Here is a 17,847-nt window from a genome sequence, read left to right as displayed (position 1 = left end):
CCTCGTCAGAAAATGTAATCGGTGGTCAGGAAGCTCGAATCGCGCCCGCGAATGATTTCGCTGATCAGATCCTTGTTGCTGTCCTGGAATTTGGTCGCCACCAGGGTGCGGATCGAAAACACCCGCAATGCATCGTGTACCGACAGCGTGCCCTCGGCGGAGTTCTTGCGACCGTTGAACGGATACGTGTCCGGGCCGCGCTGGCACTGGGCATTGAGGTTGATCCGCCCGACCTGGTTGGCAAAGGTGTCGACGAGGCGGCCGACAGCTACCGGGTTGGTGCCGAAGATGCTCAACTGCTGGCCGAAGTCAGACTCCAGCACATAGTCGATCACGGTATCGAGGTGGCGGTACGGCACGATCGGCACCACTGGGCCAAACTGCTCTTCCTGATACACGCGCATCTGCGGATTCACCGGGTACAGCACCGCCGGGTAGAAGAACGATTCGCGCGATTCACCGCCATTGGGGTTGACCACCTCGGCGCCCTTGCTGCGCGCATCGGCCACCAGCCCATGCAGATAGTCGACCTTGCCCGACTCCGGCAGCGGCGTCAGCGACACACCGCTGTCCCACGGCATGCCCGGTTTCAGCGTGGCCAGTCTGGCGTTGAATTTTTCGATGAAGCTATCAACCACATCCTCATGCACGAAGAGGATTTTCAGCGCGGTGCAGCGTTGGCCGTTGAACGACAGCGAGCCGGTGACGGCTTCGCTGACGGCGTTGTCCAGATCGACTTCCGGCAGGACGATACCCGGGTTCTTCGCGTCCAGGCCTAATGCGGCACGCAAGCGGTGCGGTTTGGGGTGCAACTTCTTCAGGTCGCTGGCGGCCTTGTTGGTGCCGATGAATGCAAAGATGTCGATCTTGCCGCTGGCCATCAGTGCGCTGACGGTTTCGCGGCCGCTGCCGTAGATCACGTTGATCACACCGGTCGGGAAGCTGTCGCGGAACGCTTCAAGCAATGGACGAATCAGCAACACGCCGAGCTTGGCCGGTTTGAACACCACGGTGTTGCCCATGATCAGCGCCGGGATCAGCGTGGTGAACGTCTCGTTCAGCGGATAGTTGTAAGGCCCCATGCACAGTGCCACGCCGAGCGGCACGCGGCGGATCTGCCCGAGCGTGTCCTGTTCCAGCTCGAAACGGCTGGAGCGGCGGTCGAGTTCTTTGAGGGCATTGATGGTGTCGACGATGTAGTCGCAGGTGCGATCGAACTCTTTTTCCGAGTCCTTGAGATTTTTGCCGATCTCCCACATCAGCAACTTGACCACCGCATCGCGCTGCTGGCGCATGCGGCCAAGGAACGCTTCGACGTGCTGGATACGCTCGGCCACACGCATGGTCGGCCACAGGCCCTGGCCACGGTCATAAGCGCGGACGGCGGCATCGAGGGCGGTGAGGGCAGTGTCGGCGTCGAGCAGCGGCGTGCTGCCGAGGATCACTTGTTCGTCGCCGTTGTCGCTGTGCAGATAGACAGGGCTGCGCACGGTGGCGAGCGGGCCGTCCCAGCGGCGCAACTGGCCGTCGACCAGATATTCGCGTTGTTCGATCTGGCCGTCGAGACGGTACTTTTCCGGGATGTCGCTGACAGAAGGGAACAGATTGCCAAGGATGTTTGCTGTGGTCATGTCGCTACCCCGTGTTGATGTCCGCGTGCAAATCAAAAAGTCTGTACAGGTTATACGCCTGTATGCGCCGGAATTTAAACCCGCAAATGTCACCCGAATGTCACGCAAAGGTGCAGAGCAGAGCAGCAGGAGTGACATGAATCTCATTGTGGGAGGGGGCTTGCTCCCGAAGACGGAGGGTCATCAAGTCCATTTTTGGCTGGCACACCGCCTTCGGGAGCAAGCCCCCTCCCACAGTTGAATTGTGGCGGTTCGGAATTTTCGGCTGGCCCCGTATGCCCCCCTCACTGTCCGGCAAAGCCCTCAGCCGTCTGGTGCGGCTGTCTTAAGGTGTGCTCACCACAATAAGCGCCATCCCCACGCGAGGATCGTTATGCGGGCAATCCGATTCACTATGTTGCTGGCGCTGGCCGTGGCGCTACCCGGCTGTGGCGACGAAACCCAAGCGCCGACAACAGCTGCCAACGCCACACCGTCCGATCCGGCACTGGCGCAGATCTACATCAACAACTGCCAACTCTGCCACGCCAATCCCGCCGCCAACGCGCCGCTGACCGGTGACCGCAAAGCCTGGGCGCCGCGCATTCAGCAGGGCGCCGCTACGCTACTCGACCACGCCATCAACGGTTACAACGGCATGCCGCCGATGGGCCAGTGCGTCGAGTGTTCGCAAGACCAGTTCCTGCAATTGATCGGCTTCATGGCCGACCAGCCTCTCCCACAATAAGGGTGCACGCATGACGATGGATCTGACACGGCGTCAGTTGTTGCAACGGGCGAGCATCATCGGCGCGTTCAGCGCATTGGCGAGCAACCCGGCACTGGGTCAATTGATGCGCGCGCCACGGCTGATTCCCTGGCGCAACTGGTCGGGTGGACAAAGTTGCCTGCCAGCAGCGCGGCTGGCGCCGAAAAATCTGGATGAACTGACGACGGTGATTCGCCAGGCCCAGGGCAAGATTCGCCCGGTCGGTTCGGCGCATTCCTTCAGCGCTTTGGTGCCCACCGACGGCACACTGTTATCCCTGAGCTATTTCAGCGGTCTGCTCGACCACGACGCGAAAACCCTGCAAGCCGAATTCGCCGCTGGCACACCGATGTCGCGCATGGGCGTGCCGCTCAAAGATGTCGGCCAGGCCCTGCAAAACATGGCGGATATCGATTACCAGACCCTCGCCGGGGCGATTGCCACCTCGACCCATGGCACCGGCAAAAACTTCCAGTCCTACTCGGCCCATGTCTGCGGCATGCAACTGGTGACCGCCAGCGGCGAGGTACTGGACTGCGACAGCCAGCGCCATGCCGAGGTGTTCAATGCCGCTCGCGTCTCCCTGGGTGCGCTTGGCGTGGCGACAAAGATCCGCCTGCAAAACCGCCCGGCCTATCGCCTGCGCGAACGCCAATGGATCGCCAAGACCGAAGCGTTGCTGGAAGACCTCGATAACAACACCCGCGAAAACCAGCACTGGGAAATGCTCGTCGTCACCCATTCCGACTACGCCTTGTCCATCGCCCTCAACGAAACCGACGACCCGGCCACGCCGCCGATCAGCCCCGAAGAGGAGGGCGGCAACGAGTTCGTCACCCTGATCGAAAAGATCGACAAGTACGGCAGCGACTTTCCCGAGCTGCGCCGCACGCTGCTCAACAGCCTGCGCCATCTGGCGAGCTTCGATGAGCGGGTGGGCGACTCGTTCGACATCTACGCCAACGTGCGCACGGTGCGTTTCAACGAAATGGAGTATTCAGTGCCCGCCGAGCACGGCCCGGCGTGCTTGCGCGAGATTCTCAAGCTGATTCAGGACAAGGATCTGCGCACCTGGTTTCCCATCGAGTACCGCTACGTCAAGGCAGACAATATTCCGCTGAGCATGTTCGAGGGCCGTGACAGCTGTTCGATTTCGGTGCACCAGCACTATCAGATGGACCATCACAACTTCTTCGCCGCCGTCGAGCCAATCTTCTGGAAGTACAACGGGCGGCCGCACTGGGGCAAGTTGCACACGCTGAATGCGCGAACCCTGCAACCGCTGTACCCGCGCTGGCGCGAATTTATCGATGTGCGCCAGGCGCTGGACCCCAGTGGACGGTTTCTCAATGCGCATCTGTCGTCGATTCTGGGGGTGAGCTGATGGCGGTCAACCGACGTAATTTCCTCCTCGGCACGTTGGGTGTCGGCGCTGTATTGGTGGGTGTTGGCACTTGGCTAAGGCCGGGTGATCGCGGCGCGCCGTATAACGAATACTTCCGCGCGCTGAACCGGGAGCTGAAGGAAAAAGGCCCGATGCGTCCGGTGCTGCTGATCGATCTGGATCGCCTCGATCACAACATCGATGTGGTGATGCAATCGCTGCAGCGTAGCGCCAAGCAGTTGCGGCTGGTAGAGAAGTCTCTACCGTCGCCGGGATTGTTGAATTACATCGCGCAACGTGCCGGGACGCATAGGTTGATGTCGTTCCATCAGCCGTTTCTCAATCATGATGCCGTGACCTTCGCGCAAGCCGACATCTTGCTTGGCAAGCCGCTGCCGGTGCGTTCGGCAGAGCTGTTCTACGAAAGCCACAAAGGCCCGTTTGATCCGGCAAAGCAACTGCAATGGCTGCTCGACGGCCCTGAACGGTTGCAGCAATACCTCGCGCTGGCTAAGGGGTTGGGCACGCGGATGCGCATCAACATTGAACTGGATGTGGGCCTGCATCGTGGCGGCGTGAGTGACGTTGAAGCGCTAGGGCAGATGCTCACGTTGATCAACGCCAACCCGCAGCATCTGGAGTTTGCCGGGTTCATGGGCTACGACCCGTTCGTGGGCATGGGCGTACCGGGGATTCTGGGTTCGCCCGAAGAGCTGTTTGCCAAGGTCATGGTGATTTATCAGCGCTGCGTTGATTTCACCCGGCAGCAGTTCCCGGCGTTGTGGCACGACGGCCTGTGCCTGAACACCGCCGGCAGCCCGAGTTATCGCATTCATGAAAACGAACAGCTGAGCACGGAAGTCTCGGTGGGCACGGCGATGCTCAAGCCGACTCACTATGATTTGCCGTCGCTGGTCGAGCACGTGCCGGCAGCCTACATCGCCACGCCGGTGTTGAAGAGCACGGGCGCGGTGAACATCCCGGCGCTGGATGACAAGTCGAAACTGTTTTCGTGGTGGGATCAAAATCAGCGCCAGACGTTTTTCATCTACGGCGGCAACTGGATGGCGGAGTTCGAATCGCCGTCGGGGTTGCAGAGCAACGGGGTGTATGGCCGTAGCTCGAATCAGGAGATGGTCAATGGCTCGAAAAATGTGGGCCTGACCGTGGAAGATCAGGTCTTCCTGCGCCCGACCCAGACCGAAGCCGTACTTCTGCAATTCGGCGATCTGCTGGCGGTGCGTGGCGGCAAGATCGTCGATACCTGGGCGGTCTATACCTGACCCCAACCCACCGTAAATCTCCCTGTGGGAGCGAGCCTGCTCGCGAAAGCGTCTTGTCAGTCACCCTCTACTTGACTGGCACACCGTATTCGCGAGCAGGCTCGCTCCCACAGGTTTAGTGTCGCCTGTTAAATCTCGAGCAATCCTGTAATGAAGCTTTTATGACAAAAGTTCGGTAGCACATCGCCAGTCCGGTCATGCCTATGTAACGCGCTTGAGGGGCCCAACGGGGCGCTTTTCACAAGCCGAGGCGGGACGCCGGGAGTGAGGCAATGGGGACTATGGAACGCTACTCGAAAGTGGGCATGCAGGAACTCGATCAACGCCTGTCGAAGATCGTCGAAGCCGCGCGCAAGAAGCCGGTTTCGGTGTATCGCTACGGCGCGCCGTGGGTCTGGATCGTCTCGCAGGATGACTGGCAGGGCGCCTTGAAAGAGGTCTCCAGCTACATTCCGCCGGGCCATTCGCTGGTGTTGCTGCGCCCGCAGATCGACGACTTGCTCGACGCCCACCGCGACCTTCTGCACGACCTCAACGCCGAACCCGGCCGGCTGATCCCTGCGCAAACGGTCATGCACATCCTGCTTCTGCAACTGCTGTATTCGGTGCCCAGTGAGCAGCAGCTCTACGAACAGCTCAGTTACAACCTGCTGTTCCGCTGGTTCGTTGGCCTGGGCCTGCATCAGAAAGTCTGGAGCTTCAACGCCCTCAGTCGCGACATCGCCACGCTGCTCAACAACCCGCAGGCGGTGCAACTCATCCAAAAAATCATCGGCGAAGTGTTCTGCGGTGCCTTGCTGCAAATGCCCGAGTTCTCCTTGAACTTCGCGCTATTGCACACGTGGCTCGGCAAACACGCCTGCGCTTCGACAGCCAGCAACTGACGCAACACACAAGGTGCACAAGCGCCAACAGGTCAACGCGAATTCAGGGGGTAGTGTGGAACCGATTTTCAAGTCACGGCTGGCGCTGTGGGGCTGGCTGCTGGTGACGGCGGGCGTGCAGCCGGCATTGGCCGAGGAGGCCACCGAAAACGCAGCGGCGCAGCGTCTGGTCGACGTCAACGAATACTTTGTGCGCGGCAACACCGTGCTCGATGCCCGGGCGATTGAAGAAGCGGTGTACCCGTTTCTCGGCCCGCAAAAAGGCATGAACGATATCGAAGGCGCCCGGGATGCCTTGCAGAAGGCCTATCAGCAGCGTGGCTATCAATCGGTGTTCGTTGAACTGCCAGAGCAAGCCGTGGCGGACGGCATCGTCTATCTGCAAGTCAGCGAAACCAAGGTCGGCCGGGTGCGTGTGGTCGGCGCCAAACACTATTCGCCGCTGGACATCCGCGACGAAGTGCCGGCGCTCAAGGAAGGCGAGGTACCGGACTTTGCCAAGGTTCAGGGCGAACTGGCGCAACTCAACAAAACCCCGGGCCGCCAGGTCATGCCGCTGGTGCGCGAAGGTCAGCGCCCCGGCACCATGGACGTCGATTTGCAGGTTGAAGACCAGAACCCGTGGACGGCCAGCGTCGGCCTCAACAACGATTACAGCGCCGACACCGAGAAGCTGCGCGCCGTCACCAGCCTTGGTTACAACAACCTCTGGCAACTCGGTCACAGCATTTCCCTGACCTATTTCACCGCGCCACAGGACACCGACAACGCCAAAGTCTGGTCCGGTTCCTACACCGCGCCGCTGACGGATCGCTGGAGCGTGCAGCTCTCCGGTTACCAGTCCGACAGCAACGTCGCGACCATCGGCGGCAGCAACGTGCTGGGCAAGGGCCATTCCTACGGCGTGTCGGCGATCTACACGCTGCCGTCCAGCGGCAGTTGGTCGAACTCGCTGTCGGCCGGCATCGACTTCAAGGACTTTGACGAACGCCTGACGCTGTCCGGCGAAAGCGACAAGGTGCCGCTGCAATATGCGCCATTCACCTTCGCCTACAACGGCTATCGCTACACCGAAAAGAGCCAGCTCGGCCTCGGCCTGAGCCTGGTCGCCGCCACACGCAGCCTCTTCGGCTACGGCAGTTCCGACGAAGACTTCGACTACAAACGCTACCGCGCCAAGCCGAGTTTCGCCGTGCTCAAGGGCGACACGAATTTCACCTGGACCTTCGCCAACGACTGGCAGAGCGCGAGCAAAGCCGCGTTCCAGTTGGCCTCGGGGCCACTGGTCTCCAACGAACAGTTCTCCGCCGGCGGCGCGACCTCGGTACGCGGCTATCTGGCCGCCGAACGCACGGGTGATGACGGCTACTTGCTGAGCCAGGAACTGCGCACGCCATCGCTGGCCAAGTACGCCGGCACGTGGATGCAGGACTGGCGTTTCTACGCCTTCGCCGAAGGCGCGCAGTTGTACCTGCGCGACGAACTGCCGGATCAGGACGCCAATTACGCCCTGGCCAGTGTCGGCCTCGGCACCCGCGCCAGCCTGAGCAAATGGCTGTCCGGCAGCCTCGACTGGGGCTATCCGCTACTCGAAGGGCCGAACACCTCGAAACAGGAATCGCGCCTGCACTTCAACCTTCAAGCCACTTTCTAAAGGAGCACGTACATGCAGCGCCTCTTCCTTTCGTTGTTGATCTGCCTGGGCTTCGTGCTCCCGGCCACGGCTCAGGCCTGGTGGCAGGACGACTGGCATTACCGCAAACAGATCGCCGTCGACACCACGCCGCAAGGCGCAGCAATCAATCAGGCCCTGGGCCGCACCGCGCTGCTGGTGCGTCTGCACACCGGCAACTTCACCTTCGACGGCGTCAAGGAAGACGGCTCGGACCTGCGCTTTGTCAGCGCCGATGACAAGACCGTGCTCAATCACCAGATCGAAAGCTTCGATGCGCTGATGGGCATGGCGCTGATCTGGGTCGATGTACCGAATGTCGAGGGCGGTCAGCGCCAAGACATCTGGATGTATTACGGCAACCAGAAAGCTCCGGCCACCGGCAACGGTCAACTGACCTTCGATCCGAATTACACCGCGCTGTATCACTTCGACGGCGCCACCGGCACCGGCACCCCGGCCAAAGACACCACCGCCTACGGCAACACCGCGCAAAGCGCGACCGGCGCGGCGATTGACGGCGTAGTCGGGCGGGCCTTGCAGTTCAGCAACCAGCCATTGCTGCTGCCGGCCAGTCCGTCGTTGCAGCACAACGCTGGCAGCGCATTCACCTTCAGTGCCTGGCTGCGCCTGGATCAGGCCAATGGCGAGCAACTGATTCTGGCCCGTCGGGAAGGCGCCAACAGTCTGCTGGTCGGCGTCAATCAAGGCGTGCCGTTCGTGGAAATCGACGGCCAGCGCGCGGTCGCCACGCAACCGCTCAATCCGGGCCAATGGCAACACGTCGCGCTGACCGCCGAAGGCTCCAAAGTCACCCTGTACATCAATGGCCGCGAAGGCACGACACTGGCGGTCGCGATGCCCGCGTTCAACTCGGTCATGGCCATCGGCGCGGATCTTTCCGCCAGTGCCTTGCAGCCATTCGTGGGCGCCATCGACGAACTGCGTCTGTCGAAAGTCGCCCGTCCTGCGCCGCTGATCCTGGCCGATGCCACCTCGCAAGGTGCCGAGTCGAAACTGGTGGCTTACGGCGTTGATGAAGAACAGTCCGGTTACGGCTTCGGCAGCCTCGGCTTCCTGCTCAACGCAGTACCGGTGGACGCCTGGGTGATCATCGCCGTGCTGGTGCTGATGATGTTCCAGTCGTGGATCATCATGCTGCGCAAGAACCGCACGCTCGGTCGCGTCAGCAAGGCCAACGAAGCCTTCCGCGAGCAGTTCGCCAAGGTCGGCACGCGTCTGGAAATGTTCGCTGACGACGCGCAACTCGCTCAGCGCCTGCAACATTCGTCGCTGTGGCGCCTGTATCTGGTGGCGGTGAAAGAAATCCGCACCCGCCGCGAGCAGGGCGCCGATACCTTCTCGGTTTCCGCTGCAACCATCGAAGCCATTCGTTGCTCGATGGACGGCGTGCGCACCCGAGAAAACCAGGCCCTCAGCTCGAAACTCTCGACCCTGTCCAACGCCATCGCCGGCGGCCCGTATATCGGCCTGCTCGGCACCGTGCTGGGGATCATGGTGGTGTTCCTCGGCACTGCGATGGCCGGCGACGTCAACATCAACGCCATCGCTCCCGGGATGGCCGCCGCGTTGCTGGCCACGGCGATGGGCCTGTTCGTCGCGATCCCGGCGCTGTTTGGCTACAACCGCCTGATCACCCGCAACAAGGAAGTCAGCGCCGACATGCGCGTGTTCGTCGACGAGTTCATCACCCGTCTGGCAGAGATGCACGGCGAGAGCCAGTTCAGTGAGGCGGCGCATCAGCGCGGCCATCACGCCAACCACTCCGTACCGGCCTGAGGAGCACTGACATGGCGTCCGTAAATGCCTCCCACGACGATGACGAAGACGCGGCGGTGGACAGCATCAACATCACCCCGCTGGTGGATGTGCTGATGGTGGTGCTGGTGATGTTCATCCTCACCGCCACCGCGCAGGTGTCCGGGATCCAGATCAACCTGCCCAAGGCCAGCGCTTCAGTGTCTTTGTCCGAAGCCAAGACCAAGGCGATTTCGGTCAACGATGGCGGTCAGGTATTCCTCGATGCCTACCCGGTGACGCTGGCCGAACTGGAAGAACGCTTGCGCATCGAGAAGGCGCAGAGCCCGGACTTCCCGGTGATCGTGCGCGGCGATGCGACGGTGCAATACCAGAAAGTCATCGAAGTGCTGGATCTGCTGCGCCGGCTCGAACTGTCCCAGGTCGGTCTCGTGACCGGCAAACCGACGCAGGGCTGAGTGATGACCGCACAACTCCCGATCGAGCCGCTGCCGGTGAAGCCGTCGCCACTGCGCTTTGTGAAGTGGGGCGCCGGGCTGCTGCTCGGTGCGCTCGCCGCGTGGTTCCTGTGGCAGTGGGCCAACGACATGAGTGGTGTGCGCCGCGAAGCGCCGAAAGTGCCGACGATCATTCCGTTGCCGCCACCGCCACCGCCGCCACCCGAGAAGCCGCCAGAGCCGGAAACCCCGGTGGAAGAAAAAGTCGTCGAGCCCGAGCCAACGCCCGAACCCGAAGAGGTCAAGCCCGAAGAAGAGGCGCCGCCATCGCCGGCGGACGATCTGGCCAACCCGATGCAAATGGACGGCGATGCGCAGTCCGGCGACGACGCCTTCAACATCGGCGCGGGCAAGGGCGGCGGCATGGCCGGCGCTGGGGGCGGGCGCTTGGGTAACGGCACGTACAGCCAGTTCCTCGCGTTCACCTTTCAGAAGCTGCTGCGCGAGAACCCCGAGCTGCGCAACCTCGCTTTCACCCTGCAGGCCGATGTCTGGCTGAGCAGCGTCGGTGAGATCACCCGGGTCGAGCTGATCAAGTCCAGTGGCAACCCGCAAATCGATACCCAGGTTCTGGCGGCACTGCGCAACGCGCCGCACTTAAGTGAACGGCCACCGGCCTCCATGACTTTGCCTGTACGCCTGTCCCTGCAAGGGCGGCGTCCGGGTTAACCGAATTCTTAGATTTTTGCCAAAAGGAGTTGTGTGCAGATGATTTCCAACGTGAGTCGATTGTCCCTGGCGGCCGGCATGGTCATCGCGACCCTGGTCGGTCAGGCCGCAGCGGCGCCTGCGCCCTCGGAGAACGCCACGATCAATCTGATCCGCTTGCTGGTCGAGCAGGGCATTCTGAAGCAGGACAAGGCTGACGCCCTGATCGCTCAGGCGCAGAACGAAGCGGCGCAGGCCAAGCAAGCGGCGGCAACCACGGCGGTGGCGGCAGGGCCTGTTGCTGCACCGGGCGATGTGCGCGTGCAATACGTGCCGGCGGCGGTGCGCGACCAGATCCGCGATCAGGTCAAAGCTGAAGTCATGGCCACCGCCAAGCAAGAAAACTGGGCCGCGCCCAACACCTTCCCGGACTGGGCCTCGCGCATCAGCTTTGACGGTGATATTCGTCTGCGTGACGAATCGCGCTACTACTCGGGCAGCAACAGCAACGAAATCGTCGATTTTGCCAAACTCAACAACAACGGCCCCTACGACGTGAACCCCAACAGCAGCACCAACCTGCCGCCGTTGCTCAACACCCGCGAAGACCGCGAAAACCTGTTCCGTCTGCGCGCACGGCTGGGCATGAAAGCCGTTATTTCGCCGGAATGGACCGCCGGCATCCGCATCGGTACCGGCTCCGACAACAACCCGGTGTCGACCACGCAGAACCTCGGCGGCGGTTTCGCCAAGAAAGACATCTGGCTCGATCAGGGTTACCTGAACTGGAAACCCACGGATGAGCTGACCCTGACCGGTGGCCGCTTCGCCAACCCGTTCATGTCCACCGATATGCTGTATTCCAACGACCTGAACTTCGACGGCGTCGCGGCGATTTTCGACCACAAGCTCAATCGTGACTGGGGCGTGTTCGGTACCGTCGGCGCATTCCCGGTGGACTACACCAACGACACCGCCAGCAGCAACGGTTTTGACAAGGAAGAGAGCGACAACAAATGGCTGTACGGCGCGCAGATCGGCGCCAAGTGGGCAATCAACAGCAACAACCGTTTGAAGGGCGCACTGGCTTACTACCGTTTCGACGACATCGAAGGCCAGCGCTCCAGCCCTTGCACTCCGTGGGCCGGTGCCCCGGGTTGCGACAGCGATGGCAGCCGCGCGGCGTTCATGCAGAAGGGCAACAGCGTGTTCCTGCTGCGTGACATCACGCCAAACCCGCTCAACCCGACGACCACGCCGCAGCCGCAATTTGTCGGCCTCGCCTCCGAATTCAACTTGCTCGACCTGAACATGGTCTGGGATGCCGACCTGCCGGAAGACTTCAAGCTGCGCAGCCAGGGCAACTACATCCACAACCTCGGTTACGACGAAGGCGATATGCGCAAGCGTTCGGCCGGACAGGTCGTCAACAACCTCAACAGCAATGGCGATATCGAAAGCGGCGCCAATGCGTGGATGGTGCAGTTCACCCTCGGCAATGCGCTGGACCTGAAGAAGCAGGGCGACTGGAATATGTTTGCCGGCTACAAGTACATCCAGCCGGATGCCTTGCCGGACGGCTTCAACGACTCGTCGTTCCACCTCGGCGGCACCAACGCCAAGGGCTATTTCATCGGCGGCAACTACGGCCTGGCGAAGAACGTTTATGCGACGGGTCGCTGGATGAGCACGGAAGCGGTGTACGGCGCACCGTTCGACATCGACGTCATGCAGCTTGAGATCAACACGCGCTTCTAAGGCGCCGGGAGAACGATCATGCACGCACGAGTTTTACTGCTGGGGCTGAGTTTGTTCATCGCCCAGAACGCTAGCGCCGAAGGCATGGAAGAACGCCTGCGTACCCAGTTGCGCAGCACCACTCAGCAGTTGCAGGCCCTGCAAAGCCAGCAGGCCCAGGCCAGCGCCGCGCAACTGGCGGCGCAGAACGAGGTCAAGGCCGCGCAGGCGCAAATCAAGCAATTGAGCGCCGAACTGGCCAAGGCCAAAGGCGTCGCCGAGCAACTGGCCGGGCAACAACAGAGCCTGCACAGCCTGGCTCTGGCGCAAGTCGCGGCCAGCGCTGAGCAGACCGGCAAGTTCAAAAAGGCCTATGACGAGTTGCTGGTCATGGCCCGTGCCAAAGAGGCAGAACGGTCTAAGCTTCAAGCGCAATTGGCTGAACGTGACACACAAGTGCAGCAATGTTCAGTCAAGAATCAGCAGATGTACGGCGTCGCCAAACAGATCCTCAGCGCCTACGAAACCATCGATGTGGCCGAGGTGATGAAGATTCGCCAGCCCTTCGCGGGCAGCGCCCGGGTCAAGTTCGATGAACTGGCCCAGGGGTTCGGCGACGAGCTCTACAAGACTCAATTCGACGCGCCGCAAGCCGCGCTCTCGCACTGATTAAAAAGCCTGATTTAAAAGACTGATAAACAAGGAAGAAACAATGACTCAATTGATCAGCCACGTTTCCCCGCAATCGTTGACCGACGTCCTGCAAGCCGCCGGTTATCGCGTCAACCAGACCGAACAGAACGGCATCGTCCAGTTGCTCAGCGCCAGCCAGGGCATTGGCTACGCCGTGCGCTTCGGCAACCCGGCGGTGGAGCAGGGCAGCTATGTCGATTTCACTTTCAGCTGTGCGCTGCGGGTGCAGGGTGAATTACCGCAGGGTGTGGCCGAGCAGTGGAACGCGACCCGTCGTTTTGCCCGCTTGTCGTTGCAGGGCGAGTTTCTGGTGATGGAAATGGACGTGGTGCTGGCCGCTGGCGTCAGCAACGATCACCTGCGCGGCAACCTGGAATTGTGGGATCGCTTGTTGCAGGAGTTCATCGTTTACCTGCGTGACTTCAGTCAGGCCGCGCAAGCCTCGTCGGCAAAAGTGGCCGTTGCCGAGCAAGAGGAAGTCGCGCTGTGAAAAAACCTGCCATGGTGATCGGCGCTGGAGCAGTAGCGCTGTTGTTGGTGGCCGTGGCGCTGGTGGTGCGGCCGGGCAGTGACCCGGTCGCCGCCCAGCAATCGTCGCCAGTGGCGGCGGTTGCTGGCGGGCCAGCGGTGGCGCGGTTGGGTAATCAGCAGGTGTCGCCACAGGAGTTGCAGGCGTTGCTGGCGACCGTCGCGCCTGAAACCCGTGAACAACTGCGCGCTAATCGTGAAGCGCTGGAGCGCTGGATTCGCACGCGACTGGCGGAAAAAGCCGTGTTGGAGCAGGCCGATGCGCAGGGTTGGGCGCAGCGCCCGGACGTTGCGCGGCAGACTCGCGCGGCGACTGAGCAGATTGTCTTTCGCGATTACCTGCGCTCCGTCAGCGAGGTGCCGGCGGATTACCCGAGTGCGGCGGATTTGCACAAAGCCTATGACGCCGGCAAGGCGAATTGGCAGACCCCGGCGTTGTACCGGGTCAGCCAGATTTTTCTTGGGGTGAACGAGCCGCAGAACCTTGAAGCCGTACGCAAGCAGGCAGCGGATTTGAGCAAGAAGGCGCAGGCCACACCGGGGGACTTTGCCGCACTGGCGAGCCAGTATTCGCAGGACCGCGTCACCGCCGAGCGCGGCGGCGATAGCGGCCTGCAACCGTTGCAGCAGCTGGTGCCGGAGGTGCGTGGTGCGGTGGCACGGCTCAAGGTTGGCAGCGTGTCTGATCCGGTGCAGAGCGCGGCCGGGTTTCATGTGATCAAGCTCACCGAGCAACAACCGGCGCGTACCGCGACGCTGGATGAATTGCGCGATCAACTGACCCAGGCCTTGCGGGCCCAGCGTCAGGAGCAAATTGCCCAGGCGTATCTGGACGGCATGCTTAATACCGCGACGCTGAGTATTGATGGGGCGCAACTCAATAAAGTCCTCGAGGAAAAACAATAGTCCTGATGCAGCGCAAATCCCCTGTGGGAGCGGGCTTGCTCGCGAAAGCGTCGGTCAATCCAATATCGTTGGTACCTGACGCACCGCATTCGCGAGCAGGCTCGCTCCCACATTTAAACCTAGGCGTTTTCCAGTACAAAGATCGACAGGGAGTCATCGATGTCATTCACCGAATCCGCAGGACGACAGGGCGGCGCCGAATTTCGCTGGGCGCAGGACGCCAGCGAACCCTGGCTGTCACACGCCGCGACCATCGACGCCGAGGTCGCGCAGTACTTTCTGGTCAGTGCCCGTTGCGGTTGCTTTATGCAAGCAGCGCGCAGCCTGAACGTGCGTTCGACCCTGTTGCGCAAACAATTGGCGCAGCTTGAGCAGGCACTCCAGCATTCCCTGTTCAGCTTTCAGGGCAGCGCCTTGAGCCTGACCCGCGAAGGTCAGCAGTTGCAGGCAAAACTGCTCGCCTTGGCCAACGAGCGCAAACTACCGGTGGTTGAACAGCCGCTGATCCGCCTGGCCGTCGCCGAATCGATCCTGCACGACATCCTTGGCCGCGACCTGATTGCGCTACTGCGCCGCAATGCCAGCGTACGCCTGGAAATCATCGCCCTTGACAGCGAACTGTCGCTGCGTGCGGTCAGCGCTGACGTCGTCCTGTGGCTGGCCCACGGCGAGACGCCGCTGCCCGGCCCGGCCTTCGCCACCAATCCACCGCAGCCCTTGGCGAGCCTTGACTACTTGCCACACATCGCCAAACGCTACTCCCGCGTCACCGCACGCCCTGACAGCCCCGACGACCTTGCGGATTTCATGCTGGTGCAATGGCAACACGATCGGCAGATCGACAGCTTCCGCCCGTGGAATGAACTGGTCGAGCAACGTCTGGCCGGCGTGGTGCAGATGCAATCTTATGACCTGATGCTGGAAATGATCCGCTGCAGTGCGTGCATCGGTTTGCTGCCGGCGTACATGAGCCGCTACGACCGCGGACTGGTGGCGTTGCCGGGTTTGTTCAGCGAACCGATGCAGCTTAAGGCATGGCTGGCGGTGAACATCGAGTCGCAACATATCGCCGAAGTGCAAACCTTGGTGGAACTGATTCACCACACGTTCAACGAACGCCAGGAATGGTTTCAGCACTGAGCCCATTTCCTCCTGAAACCCGAATCCCCTGTGGGAGGGGGCTTGCTCCCGAATGCGCTGGACCATTCAAGGATGAGGGGGCTGACCCACTGCTTTGGGGAGCAAGCCCCCTCCCACATATTGATCTCGCCAGATTCGAGGTTTGCGGTTTAGAGTGGTCGGCCACACATCGATCCAGGACGGATCTGCCATGCCCGAGCACAACCCCACCATTGATCTCGAACGTTTCAACGATTCCCACGTCGAGGCTGTCACCGCGCTGTACAACGACCCGGCCGTGGCCCGCCAGGTGCTGCAGATGCCGTTTCAGTCCGTCGAGGTCTGGCGTCAACGGGTGATGGCGGATAGCGAGCGGGCGTTGAAACTGGTGGCGCTGCATCAGGGCGAGGTGATCGGCCATTTGGGCCTTGAGCACTATTCACGGATTCGCCGCAGCCACGCCGGCAGCTTCGGCATGGGTGTGGCGGTGGCCTGGCAGGGCAAAGGCGTGGGTTCAACGTTGCTGGCGGCGGCGCTGGACGTCGCCGACAACTGGATGAACCTGCACCGTGTCGAACTGACGGTGTATGCCGATAACGAAGCGGCCATCGCTTTGTACCGCAAGTTCGGCTTTGAAGACGAAGGGCTGTTTCGCGACTACGCGGTGCGCGACGGGCAATGGGTCGACACCCTGAGCATGGCCCGCCTGCGCCGCCCGCCTAAAGCCTGACTCAGTCACCCAGCGCGAAGGCCACCGCCGACTGCGCATGCAGTTCGGTGGTGTCGAGCAGGGGCAGGGTGCTGTGTTCGGGTTTGATCAGCAGGCCGATTTCCGTACAGCCAAGAATGATCGCCTGGGCGCCGCGCGCGGTCAGGGATTCGATTACTTGCTGGTAAATCTTGCGCGACGATTCGCTGATCACTCCGACACAGAGTTCGTCGTAGATGATCCGGTGTACTTCCTTGCGCTCGGCCTCGTCCGGTACCAAAACCGTCAGGCCTTGGGCGACCAGGCGTTGCTTGAGAAAGTCTTGTTCCATGGTGAACGCCGTACCGAGCAGCCCGACGGTGCGTGCATCCATCGCCAGCGCGGCGTGCGCCGCCGGTTCGGCAATGTGCAGGAACGGAATGCTGATCGCCGCCTGAATCTGCTCCGCGACCTTGTGCATGGTATTGGTACACAGCACCACACATTCGGCGCCGCCGGCTTCGAGCCTGCGCGCCGCATCCACCAGGATCGCCGCCGCATCGTCCCAGCGCCCGGCGTGCTGGGCCTGTTCGACGGGGCCGAAGTCGACGCTGTACATCAGCACCTGCGCCGAGCGCAACGGGCCGAGGCGATCACGCACCTGTTGATTGATGATTCGATAGTATTCGGCGCTGGACTCCCAGCTCATGCCGCCGATCAGACCGATGGTGCGCATTGGGTTTTCCCTGGTTATGAAGGTTGGGCTGCGACAGAGTGTCCATTTGTTCAAGGGCGCATGCCAGTGCAAAGCCAACTGTACTGTCGATCCTTGTGCAAAGTGTCCCGGTGTCGGCTTTCGAGGATAAACGTACGGCAGCGCTTCGATCTGTCACTATCGACTATCGCAGGCTCTCTCCCGAGGAACGTACCGATGAACGACGTACAACAGCTGGGCGAAATGCTTCGTCACTATGCCGAGAGTGAGGCGCACAAGAAGCAATTGTTCGAAACGCAGTCGCAGGCGTGGGCAGCCCGCATTACCGAATTGTTCGGGCAGATCCAGCAATGGCTGGAACCGGTGCAGGCACCGAATCTGCTGGAGGTCAGCCGTGAGGCGTATGTTGCCTTCGGGCCGAGCACGCCGGTCGAGACTTCGACCTTCAAGACCGAGAAGCTGACGATCGTGATTGCCGGCAAACCGGTGGAGTTCGTGCCGGATGTGATGGGCAGCGCGGGGCAGATTTCGCTGGCGGTGATGGGTTTGACGGCGGCGCGCTACGGCAGTATTTCGCTGGTGGGGTTGCCGAGCGGTGAGTGGCAGTGGCGCAAGACCAATGGTCTGAAGGATCCGGATACGTTTGCCTTCGACGCAAACTTCCTCGCTCAACAGTTGCAGAGCCTGATCCCTCGCGACCGTACCTGAGCCCCCAAGAAAACACGCATTCCCCCTGTAGGAGCTGCCGCAGGCTGCGATCTTTTGATCTGTTTTTTTAAACGCGAGATCAAAAGATCGCAGCCTGCGGCAGCTCCTTGTATCTCGACTATCGCTCCATCAGGAGCGATAGTTCTCGACTGATCATCGAGGGAGGGATTTGGAAGCCGTGCAGCTCCTTAGGCTTTTTGCCTGTGATGTAGATCGTGCTCCAGCCC

17 protein-coding genes are annotated in these 17,847 nt (G+C 61.4%); 15 read left to right on the top strand and 2 right to left on the bottom strand.

Annotation, left to right across the window (positions count from 1 at the left end; genetic code table 11):
• Positions 1 to 5 precede the first annotated feature (5 nt).
• Positions 6 to 1,631 carry an NADP-dependent glyceraldehyde-3-phosphate dehydrogenase gene (locus CKW18_RS17540; RefSeq protein ID WP_095189961.1) on the bottom strand — a complete coding sequence of 542 codons (1,626 nt, stop codon included), beginning with the start codon at positions 1,629 to 1,631 and terminating at the stop codon, positions 6 to 8.
• Positions 1,632 to 2,004: 373 nt separating this feature from the next.
• On the opposite strand from CKW18_RS17540, the gene CKW18_RS17530 reads away from it, so the two are divergent.
• The 14 genes from CKW18_RS17530 to CKW18_RS17465 all read left to right on the top strand — a co-directional run bounded on the left by CKW18_RS17530 (position 2,005) and on the right by CKW18_RS17465 (position 16,239).
• Positions 2,005 to 2,358 carry a cytochrome c5 family protein gene (locus CKW18_RS17530; RefSeq protein WP_095189959.1) on the top strand — a complete coding sequence of 118 codons (354 nt, stop codon included), beginning with the start codon at positions 2,005 to 2,007 and terminating at the stop codon, positions 2,356 to 2,358.
• A gap of 76 nt (positions 2,359 to 2,434) precedes the next feature.
• Complete coding sequence (locus CKW18_RS17525) at positions 2,435 to 3,763, top strand: D-arabinono-1,4-lactone oxidase (protein WP_170947279.1); 1,329 nt, start codon at positions 2,435 to 2,437, stop codon at positions 3,761 to 3,763.
• A complete protein-coding gene (locus CKW18_RS17520; protein ID WP_095189957.1) occupies positions 3,763 to 5,046 on the top strand; it encodes a DSD1 family PLP-dependent enzyme in 1,284 nt (427 codons plus the stop codon). The genes CKW18_RS17525 and CKW18_RS17520 overlap by 1 nt, the downstream gene beginning before the upstream one ends.
• 272 nt (positions 5,047 to 5,318) lie before the next feature.
• Positions 5,319 to 5,930 (top strand): transposase, encoded by a 612-nt coding sequence (locus tag CKW18_RS31500; protein WP_095189956.1) that lies wholly within the window; start codon positions 5,319 to 5,321, stop codon positions 5,928 to 5,930.
• 55 nt (positions 5,931 to 5,985) lie between these two features.
• Positions 5,986 to 7,584 carry a ShlB/FhaC/HecB family hemolysin secretion/activation protein gene (locus CKW18_RS17510; RefSeq protein WP_095189955.1) on the top strand — a complete coding sequence of 533 codons (1,599 nt, stop codon included), beginning with the start codon at positions 5,986 to 5,988 and terminating at the stop codon, positions 7,582 to 7,584.
• 12 nt (positions 7,585 to 7,596) lie between these two features.
• Positions 7,597 to 9,402, top strand: a complete 1,806-nt coding sequence (locus CKW18_RS17505; RefSeq protein WP_095189954.1) for a DUF2341 domain-containing protein — start codon at positions 7,597 to 7,599, stop codon at positions 9,400 to 9,402.
• A gap of 11 nt (positions 9,403 to 9,413) precedes the next feature.
• A complete protein-coding gene (locus CKW18_RS17500; RefSeq protein ID WP_003224462.1) occupies positions 9,414 to 9,839 on the top strand; it encodes a biopolymer transporter ExbD in 426 nt (141 codons plus the stop codon).
• Positions 9,840 to 9,842: 3 nt separating this feature from the next.
• Entirely contained in the window at positions 9,843 to 10,547 is a 705-nt protein-coding gene (locus CKW18_RS17495; protein ID WP_095189953.1) for an energy transducer TonB, read from the top strand.
• A gap of 39 nt (positions 10,548 to 10,586) precedes the next feature.
• Positions 10,587 to 12,284 (top strand): putative porin, encoded by a 1,698-nt coding sequence (locus tag CKW18_RS17490; RefSeq protein ID WP_095189952.1) that lies wholly within the window; start codon positions 10,587 to 10,589, stop codon positions 12,282 to 12,284.
• An 18-nt stretch (positions 12,285 to 12,302) separates the two neighbouring features.
• Positions 12,303 to 12,932, top strand: coding sequence for a DNA repair protein (locus CKW18_RS17485; RefSeq protein WP_095189951.1), 630 nt, complete (start codon positions 12,303 to 12,305; stop codon positions 12,930 to 12,932).
• A gap of 43 nt (positions 12,933 to 12,975) precedes the next feature.
• Positions 12,976 to 13,446 carry a YbjN domain-containing protein gene (locus CKW18_RS17480; RefSeq protein ID WP_095189950.1) on the top strand — a complete coding sequence of 157 codons (471 nt, stop codon included), beginning with the start codon at positions 12,976 to 12,978 and terminating at the stop codon, positions 13,444 to 13,446.
• On the top strand, positions 13,443 to 14,390 hold the full coding sequence (locus CKW18_RS17475; protein ID WP_095189949.1) for a peptidylprolyl isomerase: 948 nt from the start codon (positions 13,443 to 13,445) through the stop codon (positions 14,388 to 14,390). Before CKW18_RS17480 ends, CKW18_RS17475 begins: the two co-directional genes overlap by 4 nt.
• A gap of 159 nt (positions 14,391 to 14,549) precedes the next feature.
• Entirely contained in the window at positions 14,550 to 15,530 is a 981-nt protein-coding gene (locus CKW18_RS17470) for a LysR family transcriptional regulator (protein ID WP_095189948.1), read from the top strand.
• A 190-nt stretch (positions 15,531 to 15,720) separates the two neighbouring features.
• Positions 15,721 to 16,239: a GNAT family N-acetyltransferase gene (locus CKW18_RS17465; RefSeq protein ID WP_095189947.1), complete on the top strand. Its 519-nt coding sequence runs from the start codon at positions 15,721 to 15,723 to the stop codon at positions 16,237 to 16,239.
• 1 nt (position 16,240) lies between these two features.
• On the opposite strand, the gene CKW18_RS17460 is transcribed toward CKW18_RS17465, so the two are convergent.
• Positions 16,241 to 16,933 carry an aspartate/glutamate racemase family protein gene (locus CKW18_RS17460; protein WP_095189946.1) on the bottom strand — a complete coding sequence of 231 codons (693 nt, stop codon included), beginning with the start codon at positions 16,931 to 16,933 and terminating at the stop codon, positions 16,241 to 16,243.
• A gap of 195 nt (positions 16,934 to 17,128) precedes the next feature.
• Here CKW18_RS17460 and CKW18_RS17455 point away from each other — a divergent pair, with 195 nt between their 5' ends.
• Positions 17,129 to 17,620, top strand: coding sequence for a hypothetical protein (locus tag CKW18_RS17455; RefSeq protein ID WP_095189945.1), 492 nt, complete (start codon positions 17,129 to 17,131; stop codon positions 17,618 to 17,620).
• Positions 17,621 to 17,847 lie beyond the last annotated feature (227 nt).

Origin of the sequence: Pseudomonas sp. Irchel 3E19, from assembly GCF_900187585.1 — a bacterium.
Taxonomy (GTDB): Bacteria; Pseudomonadota; Gammaproteobacteria; order Pseudomonadales; family Pseudomonadaceae; genus Aquipseudomonas; species Aquipseudomonas baetica.
The sequence above is the reverse complement of the archived record's forward strand: the minus strand, read 5'-3'. Positions and strand labels throughout refer to the sequence as shown.